The sequence below is a fragment of the Cohnella boryungensis genome (genome assembly GCF_042651945.1).
In the GTDB taxonomy this organism is placed as follows: domain Bacteria; phylum Bacillota; class Bacilli; order Paenibacillales; family Paenibacillaceae; genus Cohnella; species Cohnella boryungensis.
Map to the genome: position 1 here is coordinate 33,225 of NZ_JBHSED010000023.1, position 22,745 is coordinate 55,969.

The window sequence follows — 22,745 nt, forward strand, 5'->3', positions numbered from 1 at the left end:
TTATCCCTCCTTATCGCGATGCTCGGTCATTCCGTAGCGCTCCAAAGCCTTTTCCGCAGATTCTCTCATTCTTCTTCGCAGCCCGTCTCCCTCTACGAGCTTGACTCGCAGCCCGAGAAAACGAATTCGCGATAACAGAAACTCGCTCTCGTCCGCGAGATAAGACAAATGAATGCGATACAGATTCGTTTCCTCGTCGTATTGGACGGACTTATCGAAGCAGGAGAACGCGTACAGAATCCGGGACAGTTCGGCGTTGTAAGTACGGATGACTTCAATGACGGTCCGCTCCCGGCGCGCTTCCAGCAGAGCGGACATCCGGCTTCTCCATGCCTCCGCGCGTTCGGCGGGCAGGCTCGTCTCCTCGATGGAGACGATGCTCTGAAGCTTGGTGGACATCAGCGAGCGTCCCCGGGCGCTGTACCAGAGCAAATACCACTCCCTCTTGACCATGCTGTACTCCAGCTTGAAGGGAAGCCCGGACTGATTGTTCTTCGTTCCTCCGTGCTTGATGCGGGAGGTGAGGAGCATTCCTTTGCCTTGCATGATCAAGCGGCGAAGCGTGCGCAGCAGCGGATGGTATACCTGGCGTTCGGCGCTTTTGGCTTTCTCGACGAGCATGCGGCTGTGGTCGATGTCCGCTTCGTCCTGAAGGAGCTGCTTCAGCTTCGCCAGCGTTTCGGCGGTGAAGGCATCGGACGAGGCGCCATGCGCCAGCGCCGATCTAAGCCAGGCACGCTCCTGGGACGTAAGGGCGATAGCGTCCGACTCGTCCAGCCGCGAGATGATCTGGTAGTTAAAGATTTTCTCAAACGGATTCATAGTATTCCCGAAGCTCCTTCCACTCCGCGATCAGCTCCTTGCGAAGCCAGACCGGCTCCAGCACCTCGCAGCTGGAGCCGAAGCTTCTGAGCCACGGTTTGATCTCGTAGGTGCCATTGACCGCGATCTCATAGAGAAAAGTCGCGTCGGATTCTTCGCGAATCGTTCCCCACTGGCCTTGCGCCTCTACCCGTTCCCGAATGAAATTGGCTCCCGCGCGGTCTGGGTTATAGAAACGAGCCACGATCCGGACGGGACGCAGCGTGTCCGTGACCCAACTGCTTGCCAACTGCTGCCGCGCACGCTCCAGCATGGCGGCGAATACCGCTTCCTCCACCGCTTCGCCAGCCGTGATCTGAGTGATTCCTTCCATACGATACTTCACCATGCCAAGCTTGGCATGATGCCCGATCAAATACCAACGCCCGTACTGATGATCATAGATGACGAGCAGAGGAAGCGTCGATTCGTCGCTGCCCTCCGTCTCCCGCTCGAACAGCGGATTCGTATTTTTCGAGGCATAGTTTTTCCCCTTCTTGGGGGACAGGTAGAGGAAATGCAGCTTCCTCCGTTCCCGGATCGCCTGGAAAATGAGGTGCAAATACGCCTCGTCGAGAATGCGCGAGTGGTAGTGGTACTTGTACAGATGGATGTCCGATGTCTCGGGGGCGAAGCCGCGCTTGCCCAGCGCTTTCTTGAGCGTGTCGCGCAGCAGATAGCCCTGAACGGCCGGCACCTGCGTGTTGGCCATGACGTCGACGAAGTCGTACAGATCGAGCAGCTCGTCGTCGGACAGGCGATCGACCAGGTCGTTGGCGGCTCTGTAGCGGTAGGGACGGCCGCCCTCGCAGCGTATAATGACGCCGACCTCCTCCAGATACTTCAGGTCGCCGCGTATCGTTTTCTCGTCGGGACACAGGAAATCAAGGGGCATGCTCTCGCTACAAGCGTCCAGCAGCTCCTTCGCCGTCAGCGTCTGGTCCTGCAAAAGGGTGATCGTTAAGGAAAGCCGCACGCTTTCCGATTCCTTGAGCGACTTGGCGCGAAAAAGGAACAGAAGCAGCGGGTCCGCCGATTCGTAGTGATTGTAGCGAAGCCCCTCCGACAGATCGGACTCTTGCTTCTCGGAGAGAGGCTGAAGCGATGTCCTCATGTCCTTGAGATAACGAAGCGTTTTGTCATAGGTATGCACGGATATGCCCAGCCGGGAAGCGAATTGCTGCCTGTTATACGCTCCGCCGGCGAGCGCCAGCAGCCGCAGAAACTGAACCTCCTTGTCGAAGCTCTCTCTGGCCATGCGCGTTCTCTCCTTTCTCTCCCGTTTTCCATATAAGTTCCATTGTAGCAAGATTGGGCGGGAGAGAGAAAGGATTAATCGAAGAGGCGGCAGAAACAATTCAATTATCGGGCGAAAAGAGGTTAGCGCAAACAGCCCCCTCTCGATTAACAAGGGGCTGTTTGCGCTGATACTGCTCAAAGCGATGGTAGGCTACTGGATGGCAAAGGTGGCGTCGCTTCTTTCCTGCGTCGTACCAATCGGATCGATGCGAAGCAGGTTATCGTAGTGCCGAATGTATCGGGTTGGGTAGTTGTAGGATTGAAACGACGCTTTCGAGGCATCCGCCAGTCCAGGCACTTGATTGAAGGTGGCGTCCTGATTGAACTGGGATGTGCCGTCTTTGCGTTCCAATCGCAGCGCATAGTTGTAATGCCTCAGGTAATAGCCGGGGAAGTTGACCGATTCGAACGAGACGGAGGACGAATTGGCGAGTCCCGGCACGATTCTGAAGCGAGAATCGTTGATCGTCGCGATTGGATCGGGATCGATGCGCGCGACGAATTCGTAGTGCCTGACAAAGTATTGGGATGGCGAATGGGGCTGCAGCCGCTTGATCAGGCTGCCGTTCCCGATCTCAAGGCTGCCGAAGACGACAGAGTTGCGGTTGCTGCCGTTGGGGAGCGCTCCCGAAGAAAGGATGAACAGATTGTGCTGGTCGGCCAAAGGCTCAAGGGCTGTGCTGTAGCCGGACGGAATCGTGCTGCTGATGCGCGTCCAGTTGCTGGATGAGCCATTTTCCGCGTTAAGATAAATATCCGAGCTGGAATAGGCGGATACGGCGATCGTTCCGTTCGGGCCGGTGCCGGACAGCCAAGTCACATACGGCGAGCTGGTAGGCACGACGCCGTCGCGCGTTCGGAGAACGGTGCCGGGCTGATTCGCCGCTCCGAAATTTTCCGGGTTGGCGGAAATTTTATAATAAATCGCGAAGTTGGCTTCGGGCGCGCCTCCGTATTCGTAAACGTAAATATAGTTGCCGTTGCCAAGCTTGGCGATGATCGGCATACCCGGACGCTTGTTGCCGAGCGCGATGTCGTCGACGACAGGCCCCCAATTGACGCCGTCCGTTGAGGTCTGGTGAACGAGCTTCTGGTTGTGGCTCGGGTCTCGTTCATCGGAGTAATACACGATCAGCTTATTGTTGTAGACGAGCGCGAACGGCTCCCATACCGGGTCCTCCAGTCCGTTCGGATGCGCCGCTCCGCCCGAAGCGATCGAGCTGACGAACGTCCAGGTTTGGCCGCGGTCGGTGCTCTTGTACATATCCAGCTTCGTTTGCGACAGATCGCCGGGAATTGAGTTGCCGAAAAGCAGGATCGTACCGGCCGGCATCGTGCCGATCGCCTGCGGAAGCTCGAAGAGGAAGGGCTGGTATCTTAAACCCCATCCGTTCACGGTGTCGGATACCTGGGAAATTTGGGTCCAGCTGACGCCTCCGTTCGTGCTCTCGTAAATCGGGAAAGTCGGCGTTCCGCTCACGTACTTCTCGAAGGTTGCGAGCATTCGGCCGTTGTAAGCGCCGTTGTGCTTGAGCGTCAACAGGCGGGGATACAGCGAACCCGGGCTGGGATTCGAGCTCGGAGAAGTGTACATTGTCGACGGGCCGAATGCGGAAGCGGTCGAGAAGGCGATCATGCAGGACAATACCATCGCCAAGCCGATTTTGGACAATCTTAATACGTTCTTCAATGGGGTGATCCTCCCTTTGGATAATTTTGCAAGCGCTTACGAAATGGATTATAATTGATTTGTTTTAAGTTTTACATAATCAATTTGGTATGTTTTAAAATAAATGTGCGGCGGGAGTGATTCATGATGAAGAGAAAAAACTCGATATTCAAATACGAACGAATCGAACGGGATATTAAAGAGAGGATTGACAGGGGAGAGCTTCGGCCAGGGGATTGGGTGAGGTCGGAGGCCGAGATGGTGCAGCAGTTCCAGGTCAGCAAAATGACCGTGAAAACGGCGATGAACCGGTTGGCGGACGAAGGCGTCGTCGTTCGGATTCAGGGCAAGGGCTCCTTCGTCGCTCCTCGCGCGAAAGATTGAACAGACGCCGGCGGGCGGCCTCCTGCGCTTGTTCGAAGAGTCCCGGCTTAGGGGAAGGGGAGCGGCCGTAACGTCCTTGCGGCTGCCGTCGCCGGCAGGAGTGGGCGGGCTCTGGACATGTGCGGCGGGGGTGCATCTTGCCTTTAGTTTTAGAAAACATTAAACAAAATGGGCGATCTGGCTACTCGCTCGCGTAGGCGATCCTGACGACGCTGTCCGCTTGGATTCCAATGGCGATCGGTCTGCTTCGCAAGTCGACGGGGGCGACGCTCTCCTTCGCCATCGTGCTCCAATTCGGCGTCTATGCCACCACCGGCGGTCCCTCGTTCGATGTGCCCTACGCCGTCTCGATCCCCTTGGCCGCGATTGATGCAGGAAGCGCCTATTGGGCGATACGGAGAGCCGGGAACGAAGTAGCATCCTGACAGAACGTCCCATCGGGATGCTTCCGCGATAGCGAGCGTTACAACCGTTGCTCTGTTGCAGGCTGCAACGAAACAACGTTTTTTGTCATTTACACACGAGCTTTAGCCTCCTATCCGCGCTCCATTTTGCGGTGGCTGGCTTTCCTATTCGTTCGTAGTAGCAAAGAGGGCTATTCGGTGTGTGGACCCATCATGAATGTGTCATAATGATGAATAAAGCCACTTTGTGATTTTAATCACATGATTTTCGCGCAAGCCGGCTTACAATAAAGACATGAAAGACAAGACAACAAACAAGGATGGTGATCCCGATGTCCCGCATTCGATCTCATACATCGGTGAATAAGAGGATACGGACGGCAGGCTAACCGGAACATTCCGGAATGAACGTTACCATAGCACATAATAAGGAGTGAGTGTCATGATGAAATTCTGGAGAGAGCATCGCATCGCTGCAGTGATCATAACGATAGTCCGGTTCGTTGTCGGGTACGCCTGGCTGACGGCAGGATGGCATAAGCTTACGGGGGAAACTCCTTTTAACGCAGCGGGCTTCCTGAACAACGCCATTAACAACCCGATCGTCGACAAGGCGACAGGCGAGGCGGTATACCCGACGTATCAAGCCTTTGTTGAACATTTTGCCCTCCCGAACGTGAAGCTCATTAACATCATGATCCCTTGGGGAGAATTCCTCGTCGGTCTCGGACTCATACTCGGCACCTTAACTTTAACCGCCGCGTTCTTCGGACTTTTAATGAACTTTATGTTCCTGTTCGCCGGCACAGTAAGCACGAACCCTTGGCTCCTGTTTCTCGGTCTCCTGGTCGTCGTCGCCGGTACGAACGCTGGCCGCTTCGGACTTGACCGCTACGTGCTTCCTCTCCTTCATCGGGGCGCAGATCACCTGTTCCACCGCAAACCGAAGAATCCGACAACGGGTGAAGGGGCGCTGGCTAAATAAACGGATTCGATCAAAAGAGCGGCGAGGAATTGGGACTGACCCCATAGCATGAGACAAATCAAAACACCTTCAAGAGAATGCTCCTACGTCGTAAGATGTAGTGGACAACTTTGGAGGTGTTTTTGCATTGGTAACAAGAGTTAGCTACCCGCTTGAAATCAAAGTGGAGGCAATTGAATTGAGATTAGCTGGTGTTACGAAACGTGAGGTAATGGAACAACTTAGCATTCAATCTTGATCCTGCAATTCATGAACGGATTGCCGAAGGATTATATGGAGGCTGCGCAAATAGACGGTTGCAAGGATCTTCGGTTGTGGTGGTCGCTCTATATGCCGCTTACGCGCTCGGCGATGGTCTCGATCGGCATCTTCTATTTCATCATGTCCTGGAACAATTTCATCTGGCCTTATATCGCCATTAATTCGGAAGAGAACATGGTGCTTGCGGGAGTAAAAGGGTAAGACGGGAATGGCGAGGAAAGAGAAGCCCGTGTCCGGGGTGGAAAGCGAGCTACATTACGGCATCAAGTTTAAAGGAGCAGGGGAATCTGTATGGCGACCAAAATGTATATCAAGGATTATCCGAGACCGCAATTCTTCCGAACGGAATGGACCAACCTGAACGGGGAGTGGTGCTTCGGATTCGACTATCAGGATAACGGGGAGCAGGCCGGGTGGGCGGAGCGGTTTCGCGGCGACCGCAAGATCGCCGTTCCGTTCACCTATGAGACAAAGGCAAGCAGACATCGTATGGTTGGTCAATAATGTTGGTGGTGCTTGAACCAAGGTCTCTTTAGTTATCAGGTGTTGGCAACTACATTCATTTAGGCATCTCTCGAATTAACTTGTTGAATTTGCCACAACCTTTAATCCCAAGTATGATAATTGAAAAGATACTTCAAGGAGGAAGTATGAAAAAAAATATATATGTCGTCGGTGCAGTTATTGTGCATAAAGGTCGTATTTTGTGTGCGCAGCGAGGGGAGAGACAATCGCTAGCGTTGAAATGGGAATTTCCAGGTGGAAAGATCGAATCGGGTGAAACGCCTCAGGAAGCACTGAAAAGGGAAATCCTTGAGGAAATGAACTGTACCGTTGAGATTGGTAGGCAGGTTGAACATACGGTTTACGAATATGAATTTGGAGTTGTACATTTAACTACTTTCTATTGCAAACTCCTCTCTGGCGTACCTTCCTTGACAGAACATGCGAATATCGAGTGGCTACATGTGACAGAGTTGAATTCACTGGACTGGGCCCCGGCTGACATTCCGGCAATTCATAAACTCATGAATCAGCCCTTACCTTTCTGAATCTAACATGAGGTGTGGAACTTGACCAATGAAGCAGTTAACAAAGATTATTCTATCTGTGATCAACTAGTACCACAATTAAAGGGACAGTATCTGCAGTATTCCCCGCGGCTCCTAATAAATAATCCTAGTGAGCGAGAAAACGTGCTTAATGAAATCATTGAAGAACTTGCCACCTGCAGGTCATTTATGTTCATCGTAGCATTCGTTACTGAAAGCGGTCTAGCCACATTAAAGACGCAACTTCTTGATTTGAAACGTAGAGGAATTAAAGGAAGGCTTCTAACATCAACTTACTTGAACTTTAACCATCCGAAAGTATTTCGTGAGCTATTAAAGATAGAGAACCTTGAAGTTCGATTGTCTGACTTAGAAGGTTTTCATTCCAAAGGCTATATTTTCAATTCACAAGAGGATCATGTATTAATTATTGGTAGTACAAATTTAACAGCGAGCGCTCTAAAGGTAAATTATGAGTGGAATGTAAAGCTTCGTTTGCTGCCGACGGAGTATTTCATCGAACAAATTCAGAACCAGTATGAGTTGATTTGGGCTTCCTCAATCTCCTTGACCGAAGAATGGATTAGGGTTTATGAGATCTCCTATGTTCACAATACTGCTAAAAATGTGGTCCAAGAAGAACTGGCAATTGTTCAACAACGTTATATAGCCGAACGCGAAGTGGTACATATAATTCAACCCAATAAAATGCAATTCGCTGCGTTACATAATATTGAAGAACTTCGTATGCGAGGGCAGAAGAAGGGACTTATAATTTCAGCAACAGGTACAGGAAAAACGTTTCTTGCCGCATTCGATGTGCGAAGTTACACTCCGAATCGGGTATTGTTTATTGCCCATCGTGAGCAAATATTGATGAAGTCGAAGTCGGATTTTATCAAGGTTATTGGTGGTGATGAATCTGATTACGGCCTTTTATCCGGAACATACAAGGACCTGGGTGCCAAGTATCTTTTCTCAACAATTCAGACGATATCCAGGTTGGATGTGCTTACTCAATTTGAATCTACTGAGTTTGATTATATTTTGATTGATGAAGTACATAAAGCAGGGGCTAGCTCTTATAGAAAAGTTATTGATTATTTCAAGCCGAAGTTTCTCATGGGTATGACTGCAACACCAGAACGAACGGATGATTTTAATATCTATCATTTGTTTGACTACAATGTTGCTTACGAGATCAGACTCCAAGCTGCATTAGAGGAAGATATGTTATGTCCATTCAACTATTATGGGGTAACGGAATATGAGTACGACGGGGAAATAATAGCTGATACTATAATTTTGTCAAAGCTTGTGACTCTTGAACGTGTTGATCATATTATAAAGAAAATAGAATATTACGGATTCTCTGGTATGCAAGTTAGAGGCCTCATGTTTGCAAGTCGTAAGGAGGAAGCAATCCAACTATCCCGACTGCTGAATGAGAAAGGCTATCGTACCGTGGCATTAACTGCCGACGACGGTATCGAGAGCCGAGAAAAGCAGATTAGAGCATTGGAACAAGGCGAACTGGAGTATATCATATCAGTAGACATTTTTAACGAAGGGATTGATATTCCGTCGGTAAATCAAGTTGTAATGTTACGGCAGACTCAATCTAGTATTATCTTCGTTCAACAGCTTGGTCGGGGGTTACGGAAGCACGACTCAAAGGAATTCGTCACAATTATTGATTTTATTGGAAATTATAAGAACAATTATCTAATCCCGATTGCGTTGTCGGGAGATAAATCCCTCAATAAAGACAATATCCGGCGTCATATGAAGGATACAAGTTACATTAAAGGGGTATCGACCATCAATTTCGAAGAAGTTGCCAAGGAATTAATCTACAAATCAATTTCAAGCAGTAATTTAACTGAGTTTAAAAAACTGAGGGATGAGTTTGTTGAACTCAAAAATCGCTTGGGTCGGTTACCGTATCTCTACGACTTCATCATAAATGATTCTATCGACCCTGCAGTTATTGCGAAAAAATACGGTAATTATCAAATATTTCTAGAACGGTTGGGAGAGGGGGGGCCCAACCTAACAATCTATGAGAATAAAGTGCTTACGATGTTATCTAGTGAAGTGATGAATGGTAAGCGGCATCATGAAATCATACTACTTGAACTATTACTTGAGAAGGGCATAATCCCTGAGGAGGAATATATTCGTCATCTTCAGGCGGAGCATTGTAACATAGATGCAGCTTCTCTAGCGTCTGTCCGGAGCGTGATGGATCTTTCCTTTTTTGTAATGTCCAACCAAGTGAAATACGGAGAACAGGCAGTATGCATCTATGGAGCAGATGGTATGATTCGTTTTCCTGAAGCTCTGAGGAACAGACTAAACACTAGTAATCACTTTAGATTGATGTTCGTTGATATAGTTCTTACTGCTAGGGAAAAAGGACGTTCTTATAAACCGCATAAACAGCTGACTCTCCATCAGAAATATACGCGCAAGGATGTTTGCAAGCTTCTTAACTGGGAACGCGATGAAAGCAGTACTGTGTATGGGTACAAGACAAAGCATCAGACCTGTCCAATTTTTGTAACGTATCATAAACACGAAGAGGTTGGGTCGAGCATTAATTATAGTGACGAATTACTCAACCCAACCACCCTAAAGTGGTTTACTAGAAGTAATCGTACGTTACAATCGGACGAGGTCAAAAAAATTATTGAAGCGAAGCAAAACCATATAGATGTTCATATTTTCGTGAAAAAGGATGACGATGAGGGCAGTGACTTTTACTATTTAGGCAAGGCAGCTCCCGACTCGACGACAATTCACGAAACAACGATGGCAGGAAAAAATAGTGAGCAACTTCCTGTTGTGTGCATGAATATGATATTGGAGCATGCCGTAGACAACATACTATTTCGATATATAAAGTCCAGTTGCGTTTGATAAACCCTTAAGGAACACCTACTCTACTTCAGAGACTGTCAGAACGGCTCAAGGGCTTACTACTAGAAGAAGGTCGCGTTACAATCGCCCTCCTCTAGTCTCACCATAAAAACTCTGACCATTCAGGTCAGAGTTTTTATGAAGCGACAAATCTTTTAACTCAGGTGTTCGTTCCGAAAACAGGAACGGACGGTCATTGTTTCTGATTTCAATGTTATCTTTTCCCCAGGTTGTTCTCCAAATGTCCAAACATCACCTTTATCACATCTAATGCCATCTGTTTCTCTTTGGCCGAACGGTTTATAAACAGCTGCCTGATCTGGTCGATAACGTTATCATCGCCCGGTACTAGGGAGTCATGTAGGAGATAATCGATCGTGACGCCCAAACGACTCGCTAATTTAACGAGAGTTTCCAGAGTAGGGGAGCGCTCCCCTCTTTCGATTTGGCCAATATAGGCATCGGAGACTCCTATCCTCTCGGCAAGCTGCTCCTGAGTTAAAGAAAGCTTCTTTCTTTCCGTTCGAATCCTTTGCCCCAACATCGAGTTATCCATGACAACCCTCCTCTCTACCTACAGTAGAGAAACTAACAAAGAGAATTAATATACTATTTGTTTTATTTATATTTACTGATGGTTGTTTAATGGGTAAAATAAATGGGAAAGAGATCGTAGACGTGTGATATTACCATCTTTTCCGCTGGCTAACGCTTTATTCATTGTTACAAGGGGGAGTTATGATGCTATCGCTGGTGGATTCGAACGGAGACATTTGTTTGGTAGATATTCAGGACATGGTGTATCTGCAGATGAACGGCCACGAGGGACTTCATTTCTACACGGATAACGGCATATACAAAGCCTTAACGGCAGCGAAGGATTGGGCAGCCTTTCTGCAAGACAAGGGCTTTCTACAGTTGGATCGAGGAACGATTGTAAATGTAAAGAAAGTAGCGGCATATAACTCGGAGTTAAGAGTGGTAACGGTAACTACTTCAGAAGGTAACGTCTTTCTACCCGTCGCGGAGAAGGTTCAGAGGCAAATCAAAAAGCTGCTAAAATAAAGGTCATTAATATTTCCCCACGCCCCTTGCCTTCGCACGAGTGCCATTCAGAGCGAAACGGCACTAATAACACAGAAAAGCTCGAGGGCTTCGTCTCTCGGGCATTTTTGCATTTATTGATGTGATACAATAGGCACATATAATTAATTAATCATATAAAGGATGAATACGTTCATGCCGATCTACAATAAGCTTGTTCGTGAACTTATACCTCAAGTGATTAACGCGACAGGAAAGGACTGCCGCACACGTATTCTGGATGAGGAAGAGTATACAAGTGAATTGATCATAAAGCTAAAGGAAGAATCCGGGGAGTATTTTGCCGCACAGGGACGAAAGGAAGCGTTAGAAGAGCTTGCCGACATGCTGGAGGTCATTCGTGCGCTGGCCGTTGTGCATGGTGCAACATGGGGTAGCAGGTACGCTAAAGATGAATGGACAGGAACCTGCGCGTATTTAGGGTGGCACTATCGGAAGGAGACGTGAATATTCCCATGTCAGAGAAGGCCCAGAAGCAGTTGCTGAGACGGAGCAGGGAATGAGACGTTTGCCTTCGTCATCCTATTTAACTACCGCAAACTTTCCAATGAAACCTTCACAATACGAAAAAATATATAAAATATAGTGAAAGAGATTCCACCGGATGACCTATACGAAATGCCTTTAATGAGGTAAAATATAGCTATAAATGTGATATAATTCACAATTTAAGCCACGAAGCAGGAATCAAGACATCGTCTAGGGGGGCAACAGAATGTCAGAAGCAACTGTATCAAATGTCGAGAGGGAGACGGCCGTAACCGAAGCGGCTGCCAGGTTGGATGTACTGGATCAATTAATGAAACCGGAAGTGCAGCAAGCGATTACCGTCTTGGTGGATCAATTGCCGAAGTTGGCCGAGATGATGTCCGTGCTGACGAATATTTACGATATCGCCCAGAAGGTGACTGCGGACCGCGTGCTGATTCAGGATATCGTCGGCGGTATTCAGGAAGTCGCCAAGCCGCTGGGAGAGAAAGTGAAGGAATACGCATCCGCGGCGATCGAAGCGAACGACCGGGCGGACAGCAGCACTGAAACGATCGGCGTATTCGGCATGCTGAAGCTGCTGAAGGACCCTGAATTGCAAAGAATGCTTCGGTTCAGCCAAGCCTATCTGAACATTCTGGGCGAGAGAAAGCAGAATCAGAACTAAGAACGACCCATACACAGGCGAAGAACGGAGGACTATAGATGAGCAAAGAAATTTTGATTCTCGGGGCCGGTTACGGCGGTTTGCTTAGCGCCTTGTCCGCAAGGGCGAATTTGACGGTCGACGAGGCGAACATTACGGTCGTCAACCGCGTCGGCACGCATCAGATTATTACGGAGCTGCACCGACTGGCCGCAGGCAACGTGTCCGAGAAAGCGGTAGCGCTGCCTCTGGAGAAATTGCTTAAAGGCAAACAAATCAATATCACGGTTGGGGAAGTACAATCGATCGACGTGGAAGGCAAGAAGGTGGCGTTGACCAACGGCTCCTCCTACCGCTACGACGCGTTGGTGCTAGCGCTCGGAAGCGAAACGAACTATTTCGGCATTCCGGGATTGCAGGAGAATAGCCTGATTCTGAAGTCGGTGTCGGATGCGAATCGCATTTTCGCCCATGTGAAGGACCGGATCAAAGCATATGCCCAATCGAAAAATAAAGCAGACGCGACGTTCGTCATCGGCGGCGGCGGTCTGACCGGCGTGGAGCTGGTAGGCGAGCTGGCCGACGAGCTGCCGGCGATCTGCCGCCAGAACGGCGTTGATTTTGCGGATATTTCGCTCTATCTGGTCGAAGCGATGCCGACGATTCTGCCGATGTTCTCGCCGGATCTGATTCAACGGGCCGTCACCAGTCTGGAGAAACGCGGCGTGGAATTCCTGACGAGCCTCCCAATCACCGAAGTGAAAGGCCAGACGGTGACCTTGAAGGATGGCCGGACGATCGACACGAACACGCTGGTGTGGACCGGCGGCGTACAAGGCAATACGCTGGTTGCCAATTGCGGCATCGAAGTCAATCGCGGCCGCGCAACCGTTAATGAAGCATTGCAATCCACGTCGCACCCCGACGTCTATCTGGCCGGCGACTGCGCGGTTGTCTTCGGGCCGGAAGGCCGTCCTTACCCGCCGACCGCACAGCTGGCTTGGCAGATGGGCGAGCTCATCGGCGCCAACATCGCGGCGGCTTTCAAGGGAATGAAGCAGGATGGCTTCCAGCCGGTATTCTCCGGTACGCTTGCAAGCCTTGGACGGAAAGACGGCATCGGCGCCGTCGGCGGAACGGGCATCGAGCTGCGCGGACTTCCGGCTTCCCTAATGAAGAAAGCGAGCAACGCCCGCTATTTGACCCACATTAACGGACTGTTTACGCTGGCCTACTAAGAGTAGCGTTTTGTTAGCGGGTCGCATGAGCGAATAGAAGCAGCCTTGACTCGGTATTCTGCCGGATCGAGGCTGTTTTTTTGGTTCTCGCCCGATGGTACACATGGCGTTCCGCGCTTTTGCTTGCCCAGGCTCTTTTCGGCAAAAGAGTGTTGGACCCATTCATCATTTGTTGGAAAATGCAGGATTTTGTAGGGCGGTGACGAATAACATACCTGATACGACATGCTGAAAGATGACTGCCGAAGAAAGAATGCTGTTTCATCCCCCGGCAGAGCATTTGCTCGGCGACTATATCGTTTATGCAAACCGCTGCACCGCTCATACTCGCGCAAGCGACAGGGCGGTTTTTGGCTCTTTAGGATAGGAGTGGCTAGCTTGAATATTGCTTACGTGTGGCTGGATAACTATAAGAACGTATACAAGAAGCAAGGCTTTAACTTTGGCGGCGCCTATCAATTCTCCTACAACCCAAGGAAAGGAGAATTGGTTTTCACGAAGAACGAGGCTTATCTGCCCGATTTTTTTCAGATCGAGCAGAGGAATCCCGAAATCAAGGCGACAATCTCCGGAATTACGGCGATTGTGGGGGAGAACGGCGCGGGGAAGACAAGCTTTCTGGATTTTCTAAAGCACGATCTAGTATATGGTCGCAGTGTCTTGAGGAGCAAGGCACTGGTTGTGATTGAGCTTAAACCATACAGCTACCTCGTTGTTCATCATGAAGCGATTAAGCTGGACCTTGAACCGGAGAGAGACAACCTATTTTTTTACACTCAAACTTACAATAATAATAAAACAAACAAGCTTTATCCCAAAGGGTTCAGAAATCTGGAGCAGACCTCGTTCATTTTCTTCTCCAACGTGGCGGATTACCGGATGACAGAGGTGTCCAGGGAACGCTTGATCAACATTTCCACCAACTATTTGATGAAAGCGGATGCTCCGGACGGCGATGGGCATGCGATTCAGCACCATCGCAATCGGGAAATTCGCCGACAAATTAACTTTATACAAAATGCCGGCGATCTATTGGACGTCCTGCCTAGCGATCTTAGGAGAAGAATACCAGACACTTTGGAGCTTTTTTACCCCGAGGTCGAAGTCGAGGACGGGGAATTCTCGGCTGAAATGATCGACTTTTTAGCGGTACTGCGCGGCATCATGCCTAGAAACCATATGAACGACATCCTTTACGATTTTATCGTCAATACTCTGCTGGAGCTGGGGGAACGTGGGGTATTGAACAAACTGAGAATCGATCCTTATCTGCGTCCCTTCTATGAACATAGGCCCAGGGAAACGGATGGATTTGCGCTTGTCACAGAGGTTCTAGAACGTCTGCAGCAATTTGTCGGCGATTTGGACGACAAGTCGGCCTTGAAGATTTCATTAAGCAAGAAGCGGGATCTGGTTTCCATATTGAAAGAGGAATATCGCAAAGAAACGATTACCGTCACGAAAAGGAAGCGCATCCGCATTGAACGCAATGATTCGGAGGTACTCGGGCTGCTGATGGAGGCCTATTACAGCTCCATTATCTCCAAGGATTTCTTTCAGTTCGATTGGAAGGATATGAGCTCGGGGCAAAAGGCTTTTCTCAGCATGTGCGCAAGGTTTTTCTCCATCGTTAATCAAGCGAGACCAAAGCTGCGCAATCATGCCATTATTTTGATTGACGAAGGAGAATTGTACTTTCACCCGCAATGGCAGAAGGAATTGCTGTATCAATTGGTCGTTTTTTTGCCCGCCTTGTTCAGCCGCAGCCCGGTGCAGACGATTCAAATCGTAATGACCTCAAACTCGCCGTTTGTCGTTTCCGATCTGCCGACGTCCAACGTTATTTTCCTTAAGTATAACGGAGAATCGACCGAGGTTATGCAGGGACTGGAGGAACACCACAAAACCTTTGCCTCCAACATTCATGCGCTGTATGCCCACTCTTTTTTCTTGCAGGACGGCATGATGGGCAAGTTCGCCAAAACCAAAATCAATGAGCTGATTGAAAGTCTGGTCAGAGGATCCTCCATTGAGCTCGATCGGGAGAGCGTCAAGAAGACCATAGAGATGATCGGTGAGCCTGTGCTTCGCAACAAGCTATTGATGATGTACAGGGAGAAAATGACGTTTCTACGGGACGAGCGCATGGACAGGATGGAGAACGAGCTGAATGCTCTCCATTACAGAATCACGGAAATGGAGCGTCCTACATGATCTCGATCGTGCCTCCGAATGTTCCTCGTCTGGAAAGCAAGCATTTGAACTATTTCACCAAGCATCGATTTAACGAACTGAAGCAGGCGGTCAGCGGCTGGCCGATCGCAAGTCACAGGCCATTCCTGCAGCTCCTGATGGATGAAATGCCGTTGCTGATTACCGGGATGCCGGCGGAATTGGAGCGAATCAGAAAAAAAGCGGAGGCGGACCATCCGGCACTCTATGCCAGCCTGAAAACAATACAATTGTCTGCCGTGGACCGAGCTTCGATTAACGCCGGGCCGCCTAAGCATGCCCTCTCGCAATTGGCTAAAGTCACGGATGAAGCGAAGCTTAAGGCGAAGCTGGAGCGGATTTTCAACTATGGGGCTTTCGTTAGAGGAACCAAGGACTGGGGAGCTTATGCGCTAGTCAAAGAGCTGAATGTGAGTGTATGCCCCTACTGCAATCGTCAATATACGACAAGTCTGGATACGCGAACGGGCAAGACGCGGCCGCAGCTGGATCACTTTTATAACAAATCGATGTATCCTTACTTCTCCTTGTCCTTGTATAATCTGATCCCTTCTTGTTCGGTTTGCAATTCCAGTCTGAAGGGGGACAAGGATTTTGTTCTGGACACCCACTGGAGTCCTTATGAGAGATGGAGATGCAGCGAGGATATCCGGTTCACGCTGCAGTTTGTGAAGCCGATTTCCCAGATCGGGGGGATTCCGGATTATATCCGGGATTGGTACACGAAGCACGATTATTTCAAGCTTGATTTCAAGGCGGATGGCAAGGTCAGCTCTAGCAACCGCGAGCGGATCGAACGCAATCTTGAAGTATTTAAAATCGCCGAGCTTTACGATTCCCACAAAAGCTATGCTCATGAGATCATGTTGAAAAAAGAGTTTTATTCCGAAGCCTGGGTCGATATGATGCTTAACGAGTTTCCGGATATTTTCCCTACCCGCGATTCGGTGCTCCTATGGGTGACGGGCAATTACCACAGTTCCGCCGACTTCGGGAATCGCGTACTGGCGAAGCTGACTCGCGATATTTGGGAAGAATACATTCCAACGGGGCTGCTGTTTTAATCTTGCCGGAGCCCGGCGAGCCATGTGCGATTATCGAAAATAGGGAATTTTTAACGCTTTGCCATACTTTCGCCCTGTTCGCGAGCCCGATAATCGGCGAAAATCAGGTTGTGAAGCCGAGGCCGCAAGGCAGCGGATTCGCAGTTGCAGAGGCGCCAGGAAGGGTTACTTCGGCGGTGTAAATTGGTTCGAATCCAATCCGCTTCCATCGCATGAGAGTGCGGCGGAACGCGTGCTTCAAAACCTTTCCGACACATTTTCCTCCGTAGCTTCATGAAATTAATGGTTGACATGGTTAAAGATGAGATGTTAGGATTACCAACAAATCTTTAGTTGAGAAAGGAGTGCAGGAGCATGAGCGAGATGAATCGACTCGATTGGGAGAACCAACCGGCGGTCTACGAGGAACAGTTCAATGAACAGCGGCAAGAGGATACGCACATTTCCTGCATTCCATTTCATAGAGGCCTTCTTTACAAGCGCAAGCCATTCGTTGGCGGTTCTCCGGCTGTAAGACTACAGCCCGACTCCGCTGGCGATCGGATACATAGCGTGATTGTAAAGACTGCCGAGGCCGGTAGTCTTTTTCTATGGGGGCAATGTCCACCAGGGGAGAAGACGAAGGCGACAGGGGTCTTTTTTTGACGATTCGAACGGCGCAAAATCTGCGCTTCCGCTTGAATCGTCTCCGACATAGACTCATTCCACTGACTTAAGCTCGGCGGAAAAGGTCTATGCTTGATCCCTACAAAGTACATATCGCAGCAAAAAACCACAACAGAAAGCAGGCGAGTTTCATGAAAAACAATCTATATCCGTACGAACGAAATTGGCGTCAGCAGGATCACGAGATCGAGACGTCGGATTGCCGATTTGCGAGAGGAAGGCAGCGCCTGCCGGGTCACCGGCAGAGCCGCGGCAGCATCCTGTAGCGGGAGTTTCTCCCGGCGCGAAACGGGCTATCCGGTTTCCGAATCCTTCTTTTCCTGCGGGGCAGGGAGAAGGGCGGCAACGGATAGCTTTTTATTTTGGAGACCATGGCGAAAGGGCGAACGCGGCGGTTTGTGACTCCGTTAGTACCAGTTCGAATCTGGTTGGTCTCCCCAACGATTGCCTGGTGGCCAAGCGGCAAGGCAGATGACTTTGACTCATCGATCGCAGGTTCGAATCCTGCCCGGGCATCCATTCACGGATAGGCGTTATCAGATAGGCTGCCGCGATTAGGCGGCCGACAGATCGGCGGGGTACACCCGCTCCTGTCCTCCACGGCGTGGTGGTGAAAAGGAAAAACACACGGGCCTTTCACGTCCGGATATGCGGGTTCGAGTCCCGTCCACGCCTCCATCTTGGTCCCATCGTTCAGTGGAAGAACGCCGCGTTGTCAGCGCGGAAGCAGGAGTTCGATTCTCCTTGGGACCGCCATATCGGGATGTAGCTCAGCTTGGCTAGAGCGCTTGCCTTGGAAGCAAGAGGCCGCAGGTTCGAATCCTGCCGTTCCGACCACTCACGGCGTGGTGGTGAAAAGGAAAAACACACGGGCCTTTCACGTCCGGATGTGCGGGTTCGAGTCCCGTCCACGCCTCCAACCTATAGGGTTGTAGCTCAGAAGGTAGAGCGCCCGACTGTTAATCGGACGGTCGCAGGTTCGAGCCCTGCCAACCCTGCCATGGGGGTATAGTTCAATTGGAAGAACGCCGGTCTCCAAAACCGCACATGCAGGTTCGACTCCTGCTGCCCCTGCCAAACTTGACTATAGAAAGGAAGAAGCCGACCTTGCGTCACAGGTGACACTCATGCAGAGAAGACAAATCCCTACGATCTACGAGAAGACATTCCGCAATGTTTCCGAAAAAGAGCTGACGATGAACGACGTGTTCGCGCGAATCCGAAGCTTTATGCAGGCAGATCCGCGCGCCGCCTACCAGCTCATGGTGGGCACGGATGCGCAGGTACACGCCGGGCACACGAAATTCGTGACGTCCGTCGTCGTTTTCCGGCCGGGCAAAGGAGCGTGGTTCTGCTATCGGCAGGTCATTCTCCCGCGCGAAATCCGTTCGCTTCAGGAGAAGCTTAGTCTGGAGACGACGTTCAGCCAGGAGGTCGCCTCGTATTTCGACGGGGCGAAACGCGCGGAGCTTGAGGATATCCTCCTGCCCTACGTCTACCAAGGCGCCGACCTGAAGCTGTTCATCGATATCGATGCGGGAACGGACGGCAAGCGCAACCGAACCTCGGCGTTCGTGACGGAGCTGGTCGGACGGATCGAAGCGATGGGGTTGTCGGCTCGGGTGAAACCCGAAGCAATCGCGGCTTCCGCCATATCTAACCGATATACGAAAGCCCCTTACCGGGGACAAGCGGCCGCTGCCGCGACTTGAAACAAATAAATGCTCGTCGTCATACTTCCGCCATGTTCGACCGGTCGGAAATGAGCGAAGATAAGAGCATGAAACAACGGCCGCAAGCACGGCCGGCAACGGAGCGCGGTTGAGGCGCCAGGAAGGGCTACTTCGACTTTTAATCGGCCTGTCGTTGGTTCGAATCCAACTCCCGCCGATGGGCGGGATAGCTCAGTAGGTAGAGCAGCATGTGCCTTTCCGCACTTTTCCTCAACCGCCGCACAATCGGCTTCGCAAGAGCGAGGCGCGCGAGAGGGCTACTTCGTCCACGATCAGGGCGGAACGAGTCATATAGGCTCTTCCGCATGACCTTCTCGAACCTTTCTTCGCTCTACACAGCTATATCATCTATCCGGCGAGGCGCCGGAGTGGGCTACTTCGCCACTTAGCGCACACCAATCGATTTATCTGGGCTTTACGGCAGGTTCGAGTCCTGCAGTTCGCCTTCTCCGCCCTTTCCTCGCCGGATCTTATTTTAAGGAGGTTATCGACATGAGCTTTGCTAAAAAGCTGTTCTCGGCCATCCGGCCGACGACGCTCAATAGAGAAGGTTACCCGGCTTATAGCCGCTCCATCGAGGAGCAGTACGTACAGACGCTAGTGACCAATACATTCGGCAATATATTCTACGCGGATCAACAGACGCTGCTGGCCGAGGCGGAGGAGCTACACCGCGAGATGGCGCAAAGCCGCCCGCAGTTCATGGCGCAGGCGCTCGTCTATGCCCGCAACGAAGGCTACATGCGGCTCCAGCCGTTGTTCGGCTTGGCGGTTCTGTCCGCGTATCGCCCCGATCTGTTCGCGAAGGCGTTTCCGCAGGTCGTTCGTATACCTTCCGACCTGTCCGACTTTCTGACGATTCTGAAGGGAATGGGAAGAGGCGAAGGCGGCCGGGCGGTGAAGCGTCAGGTCAACCGGTTCCTGACAGGCGTGTCCGAGTACTGGGCAATCAAGTACAACGGCCGAGGTCGAGGCTACAGCCTCGGCGACGCGATCGCGACGGCTCACCCGAAGCCGGCCGATTTAAAGCAGCAAGCGCTGTTTCGTTACTTGCGAGGCCAAGAGGCGAATCTGTCTCTCCTTCCGCAGGTAGAAGCGCTGGAGCAGTTGAAGCGGTCAGCGACCGAAGCGGAACGCCTCCATTGGATCGAAGCGGGCAAGCTGCCGCATGAAGTCGTCACCGGCGCGGTGAAGCCGACGAAGGCGGTCTGGGAAGCTTTGCTTGGCCAGATGCCGACGTTTGCGCTGCTTCGCCATCTGAGTACGCTGGAACGCGAGGGCGTATTCGAGGAGCGTCGTAACCTCGACGCCGCAATCGCCCGCCTGACCGATCCGGCCGCGCTGCGCAAGGCGAAAATATTGCCTTTCCGGTTCGCGAAGGCCTTCCGCCAGGTGAAGCACCCGGAGCTGTGTGACGCGCTCCGTGACGCGGTGGAGCTTACGTTCGCGAACCTGCCCGATCTGGAGGACCGCACGGCGATCTTCCTGGATATCTCGGGTTCGATGGACGGCGAGTATTTGCAGATCGGCTCGGTGTTCGCGCTGGCGCTGTACAAGAAGACGCAAGGCAACTCCTTGTTCTGGCTGTTCGATACCGAGGTCGAGGATGCCCGGCCTTCCCAGAGGGACAGCATCCTGACACAGGCGGACCGGATTCGGGCTTGCGGCGGTACGGATACCGGAGCGCCGATTCGGATGCTGCTTGCCGAACGCCGTAAAGTCGACCAGATCGTCATCATCACCGACGAGCAGCAAAACAGCGGCAGTCCGTTCTACGAGGCGCTGTTGAAGTATCGCGCCAAGGTGAACCCGCAAGTCAAGGCGTTCATCATCGACATCTCGCCGTACCGGAGCGCCATGGTGCCTCCGCAAGACCCGAACACGTATTACGTCTACGGCTGGAGCGACACGGTACTGAGCTATATCGCGCAAACGGCGAAGGGCTATGGCACGATAGCGCAACAGATTGCAAAGCTCGATTTATAAAGGGTGAACCGGAGACGCGACAACGAACAGTCCGAGTGCAATAGAGAAAAGGAATGGATCGTTGCGAGCTCCGGCTTTACCGGAAGAAAGGGGAACCTATCGATATGAAACTAGCGGAAGCGCTCGTCCTGCGCGCCGATGCCCAGAAGAAAATCGCTCAGCTGAGACAGCGACTGGAAAGAGTCGTGAAGGTCCAGGAGGGGGAGACGCCTGCGGAGGACCCGCAGACTCTCCTCGCTGAGCTGGAGCATACGTTGGACGAACAGACGAAGTGGATTCGACAAATCAACCAAACGAACGCAATGACGACATTCGTCGAGGGGCTGAGTATCTCGGACGCTCTGGCGGAGCGGGATCGAATGATGCAGCATCGCAAGCTGCTGGGCGACGTGCTTGAGCAAGCTTCGATCAAGCAGGATCGCTTCAGCCGTTCCGAAGTGAAGTTCGAGCGGACGGTGGATGTTGTTCAGATTCAGGCAAAGGCGGACGAATTGTCCAAAGCCTATCGCGAGTACGATTTTCGGATTCAGGAGCTGAACTGGCGCACCGATCTGATCGAAGATTAGCCGCGCAGGTAGTCTCTCCAGGCGAAGGCGAGCGCAACCCGCCAACGGGCAAGTTGGACCTCCTTGAATAGACGCGGGGCCATGTCTATCCCATGATGAATGAGCCCAGGAATGTAACAAGAATGCGCCTAAGCATGGAAGTAACGCGTACGGCTTAATGTGACGACCGCGCGCTGATTGGCCGGGAGAGACGAGGGCGGGGAAGGGGATTGCGGCTAATCTCCTTAAGTTGCCATTGAATGAACGATTCGTTATACATAGAGGTGATCCCATATGGAAGCCATGCGTCAAGCGATAACCGAACAATTGGAGCGTCTGGAGAGCGAGGAACAGGTCCGCATCTTGTATGCGTGCGAATCGGGCAGCCGGGCGTGGGGCTTTCCTTCCCGGGATAGCGACTACGATGTGAGATTCGTCTATATCCGCAAGCCGGAGTGGTATTTGTCCATCTTCGAGAAGAGGGACGTCATCGAGCGCCCGATTAGCGACAAGCTGGACATTAGTGGCTGGGATTTGTGCAAGGCGTTGAACCTGTACCGGAAGTCGAACCCTCCGCTGCTCGAATGGCTGCAATCGCCGATTCGTTATGCCGAGAAACCGGGAGTCGCGGAACGGCTTCGCCGAATTTCCCCCCTGGTCTTTTCCCCGAAGTCGTGCATGTACCACTATCTCAACATGGCGCGCGGCAACTATCGGGAGTATCTGCAGGGGGAACGGGTGCGGATCAAGAAATACTTTTACGTGCTGCGGCCCGTGCTGGCCTGTGAGTGGATAGAAAGATACGGCGAGATGCCGCCGATGGCGTTCGATGCGCTCGTAGAGAGGCTCATTCCGCGAGAGAGCCGATTGGGAGAAGCCGTGGCGGAGCTGCTGAAGCGCAAAAAAGCGGGAGACGAGCTGAACATCGAGCCGAGGCTTGCCCCGATCAACGATTATCTGGAGAAGAGACTGCGGGAGTTGGATAGCTCGGCGCTCGAGATGCCGTCGGCTCATGCCCAATTAGGAGAAGGATTGGACGATCTATTCCGCGCGACCTTACAGGACAGCTGGCTTTGACCAATCGAAACTAAGGCGCGCTGAACGGCCAACCGAGGCACATTTAGTTTTACCAATCGAAACTACGTCGCGCTGAACGGCCACCGATGCACATTTAGTTTTACCAATCGAAACTACGGCGCACTGAA

Annotated in this window: 23 protein-coding genes and 9 tRNA genes; 28 read left to right on the forward strand and 4 right to left on the reverse strand. The window is 51.4% G+C overall.

The window, feature by feature from the left end:
* From ACFO1S_RS13105 to ACFO1S_RS13115, 3 genes are all read right to left on the reverse strand, one after another.
* A complete protein-coding gene (locus tag ACFO1S_RS13105) occupies positions 1-822 on the reverse strand; it encodes a WYL domain-containing protein (protein ID WP_204604902.1) in 822 nt (273 codons plus the stop codon).
* Positions 809-2,119: a helix-turn-helix transcriptional regulator gene (locus ACFO1S_RS13110; RefSeq protein ID WP_204604901.1), complete on the reverse strand. Its 1,311-nt coding sequence runs from the start codon at positions 2,117-2,119 to the stop codon at positions 809-811. The genes ACFO1S_RS13105 and ACFO1S_RS13110 overlap by 14 nt, the downstream gene beginning before the upstream one ends.
* 192 nt (positions 2,120-2,311) lie before the next feature.
* Entirely contained in the window at positions 2,312-3,850 is a 1,539-nt protein-coding gene (locus tag ACFO1S_RS13115) for an AbfB domain-containing protein (protein WP_204604900.1), read from the reverse strand.
* 123 nt (positions 3,851-3,973) lie between these two features.
* Between ACFO1S_RS13115 and ACFO1S_RS13120 the strand changes: the two genes are divergently transcribed.
* The 7 genes from ACFO1S_RS13120 to ACFO1S_RS13150 all read left to right on the forward strand — a co-directional run bounded on the left by ACFO1S_RS13120 (position 3,974) and on the right by ACFO1S_RS13150 (position 9,837).
* Positions 3,974-4,213, forward strand: a complete 240-nt coding sequence (locus ACFO1S_RS13120) for a GntR family transcriptional regulator (protein WP_204604899.1) — start codon at positions 3,974-3,976, stop codon at positions 4,211-4,213.
* Between the two features lie 230 nt (positions 4,214-4,443).
* Positions 4,444-4,638, forward strand: a complete 195-nt coding sequence (locus ACFO1S_RS13125; protein WP_204604898.1) for a hypothetical protein — start codon at positions 4,444-4,446, stop codon at positions 4,636-4,638.
* Positions 4,639-5,059: 421 nt separating this feature from the next.
* The gene (locus ACFO1S_RS13130; protein WP_204604897.1) at positions 5,060-5,602 is read left to right on the forward strand and encodes a DoxX family membrane protein; all 543 of its coding nucleotides are present in this window, start codon (positions 5,060-5,062) and stop codon (positions 5,600-5,602) included.
* A gap of 234 nt (positions 5,603-5,836) precedes the next feature.
* Positions 5,837-6,064 carry an ABC transporter permease subunit gene (locus ACFO1S_RS13135; RefSeq protein WP_378126915.1) on the forward strand — a complete coding sequence of 76 codons (228 nt, stop codon included), beginning with the start codon at positions 5,837-5,839 and terminating at the stop codon, positions 6,062-6,064.
* Positions 6,065-6,154: 90 nt separating this feature from the next.
* The gene (locus tag ACFO1S_RS13140) at positions 6,155-6,367 is read left to right on the forward strand and encodes a hypothetical protein (RefSeq protein WP_204604895.1); all 213 of its coding nucleotides are present in this window, start codon (positions 6,155-6,157) and stop codon (positions 6,365-6,367) included.
* Positions 6,368-6,513: 146 nt separating this feature from the next.
* Positions 6,514-6,915: a (deoxy)nucleoside triphosphate pyrophosphohydrolase gene (locus ACFO1S_RS13145; RefSeq protein WP_204604894.1), complete on the forward strand. Its 402-nt coding sequence runs from the start codon at positions 6,514-6,516 to the stop codon at positions 6,913-6,915.
* A 54-nt stretch (positions 6,916-6,969) separates the two neighbouring features.
* A complete protein-coding gene (locus ACFO1S_RS13150; protein ID WP_204604932.1) occupies positions 6,970-9,837 on the forward strand; it encodes a DEAD/DEAH box helicase in 2,868 nt (955 codons plus the stop codon).
* A 214-nt stretch (positions 9,838-10,051) separates the two neighbouring features.
* Here the strand turns inward: ACFO1S_RS13150 and ACFO1S_RS13155 are convergent, their stop codons facing one another.
* A complete protein-coding gene (locus ACFO1S_RS13155) occupies positions 10,052-10,393 on the reverse strand; it encodes a helix-turn-helix domain-containing protein (RefSeq protein WP_204604893.1) in 342 nt (113 codons plus the stop codon).
* Between the two features lie 182 nt (positions 10,394-10,575).
* Between ACFO1S_RS13155 and ACFO1S_RS13160 the strand changes: the two genes are divergently transcribed.
* From ACFO1S_RS13160 to ACFO1S_RS13260, 21 genes are all read left to right on the forward strand, one after another.
* Entirely contained in the window at positions 10,576-10,902 is a 327-nt protein-coding gene (locus ACFO1S_RS13160; RefSeq protein ID WP_204604892.1) for a LytTR family transcriptional regulator DNA-binding domain-containing protein, read from the forward strand.
* 174 nt (positions 10,903-11,076) lie between these two features.
* Entirely contained in the window at positions 11,077-11,388 is a 312-nt protein-coding gene (locus tag ACFO1S_RS13165; protein ID WP_378126916.1) for a nucleoside triphosphate pyrophosphohydrolase, read from the forward strand.
* Between the two features lie 268 nt (positions 11,389-11,656).
* Positions 11,657-12,097, forward strand: a complete 441-nt coding sequence (locus tag ACFO1S_RS13170) for a DUF1641 domain-containing protein (protein ID WP_204604891.1) — start codon at positions 11,657-11,659, stop codon at positions 12,095-12,097.
* A gap of 38 nt (positions 12,098-12,135) precedes the next feature.
* On the forward strand, positions 12,136-13,314 hold the full coding sequence (locus tag ACFO1S_RS13175) for an NAD(P)/FAD-dependent oxidoreductase (RefSeq protein ID WP_204604890.1): 1,179 nt from the start codon (positions 12,136-12,138) through the stop codon (positions 13,312-13,314).
* Positions 13,315-13,692: 378 nt separating this feature from the next.
* Complete coding sequence (locus tag ACFO1S_RS13180; protein WP_204604889.1) at positions 13,693-15,528, forward strand: AAA family ATPase; 1,836 nt, start codon at positions 13,693-13,695, stop codon at positions 15,526-15,528.
* Complete coding sequence (locus ACFO1S_RS13185; protein WP_204604888.1) at positions 15,525-16,610, forward strand: hypothetical protein; 1,086 nt, start codon at positions 15,525-15,527, stop codon at positions 16,608-16,610. Before ACFO1S_RS13180 ends, ACFO1S_RS13185 begins: the two co-directional genes overlap by 4 nt.
* Positions 16,611-16,964: 354 nt before the next feature.
* Positions 16,965-17,255 (forward strand): hypothetical protein, encoded by a 291-nt coding sequence (locus tag ACFO1S_RS13190; protein ID WP_204604887.1) that lies wholly within the window; start codon positions 16,965-16,967, stop codon positions 17,253-17,255.
* Positions 17,256-17,407: 152 nt separating this feature from the next.
* Positions 17,408-17,542, forward strand: a complete 135-nt coding sequence (locus ACFO1S_RS13195) for a hypothetical protein (RefSeq protein WP_378126917.1) — start codon at positions 17,408-17,410, stop codon at positions 17,540-17,542.
* A 99-nt stretch (positions 17,543-17,641) separates the two neighbouring features.
* Positions 17,642-17,716 (forward strand) — tRNA-His (locus ACFO1S_RS13200).
* 5 nt (positions 17,717-17,721) lie between these two features.
* Positions 17,722-17,795, forward strand: a tRNA-Gln gene (locus ACFO1S_RS13205).
* An 82-nt stretch (positions 17,796-17,877) separates the two neighbouring features.
* Positions 17,878-17,954: transfer RNA gene (locus ACFO1S_RS13210), tRNA-Glu, on the forward strand.
* 4 nt (positions 17,955-17,958) lie between these two features.
* Positions 17,959-18,032: transfer RNA gene (locus ACFO1S_RS13215), tRNA-Asp, on the forward strand.
* Between the two features lie 3 nt (positions 18,033-18,035).
* Positions 18,036-18,113: transfer RNA gene (locus tag ACFO1S_RS13220), tRNA-Pro, on the forward strand.
* A 5-nt stretch (positions 18,114-18,118) separates the two neighbouring features.
* Positions 18,119-18,195, forward strand: a tRNA-Glu gene (locus tag ACFO1S_RS13225).
* A 6-nt stretch (positions 18,196-18,201) separates the two neighbouring features.
* A tRNA-Asn gene (locus tag ACFO1S_RS13230) sits at positions 18,202-18,277 on the forward strand.
* Between the two features lies 1 nt (position 18,278).
* Positions 18,279-18,353: transfer RNA gene (locus ACFO1S_RS13235), tRNA-Trp, on the forward strand.
* Between the two features lie 50 nt (positions 18,354-18,403).
* Positions 18,404-18,988: a ribonuclease H-like YkuK family protein gene (locus ACFO1S_RS13240; protein ID WP_204604886.1), complete on the forward strand. Its 585-nt coding sequence runs from the start codon at positions 18,404-18,406 to the stop codon at positions 18,986-18,988.
* A gap of 113 nt (positions 18,989-19,101) precedes the next feature.
* A tRNA-OTHER gene (locus tag ACFO1S_RS13245) sits at positions 19,102-19,166 on the forward strand.
* 335 nt (positions 19,167-19,501) lie between these two features.
* Positions 19,502-20,995 (forward strand): TROVE domain-containing protein, encoded by a 1,494-nt coding sequence (locus ACFO1S_RS13250; protein WP_204604885.1) that lies wholly within the window; start codon positions 19,502-19,504, stop codon positions 20,993-20,995.
* Positions 20,996-21,099: 104 nt separating this feature from the next.
* On the forward strand, positions 21,100-21,561 hold the full coding sequence (locus ACFO1S_RS13255) for a DIP1984 family protein (protein ID WP_204604884.1): 462 nt from the start codon (positions 21,100-21,102) through the stop codon (positions 21,559-21,561).
* A gap of 273 nt (positions 21,562-21,834) precedes the next feature.
* Positions 21,835-22,617 (forward strand): nucleotidyltransferase domain-containing protein, encoded by a 783-nt coding sequence (locus ACFO1S_RS13260; RefSeq protein ID WP_204604883.1) that lies wholly within the window; start codon positions 21,835-21,837, stop codon positions 22,615-22,617.
* The last annotated feature ends 128 nt before the right edge of the window (positions 22,618-22,745 follow it).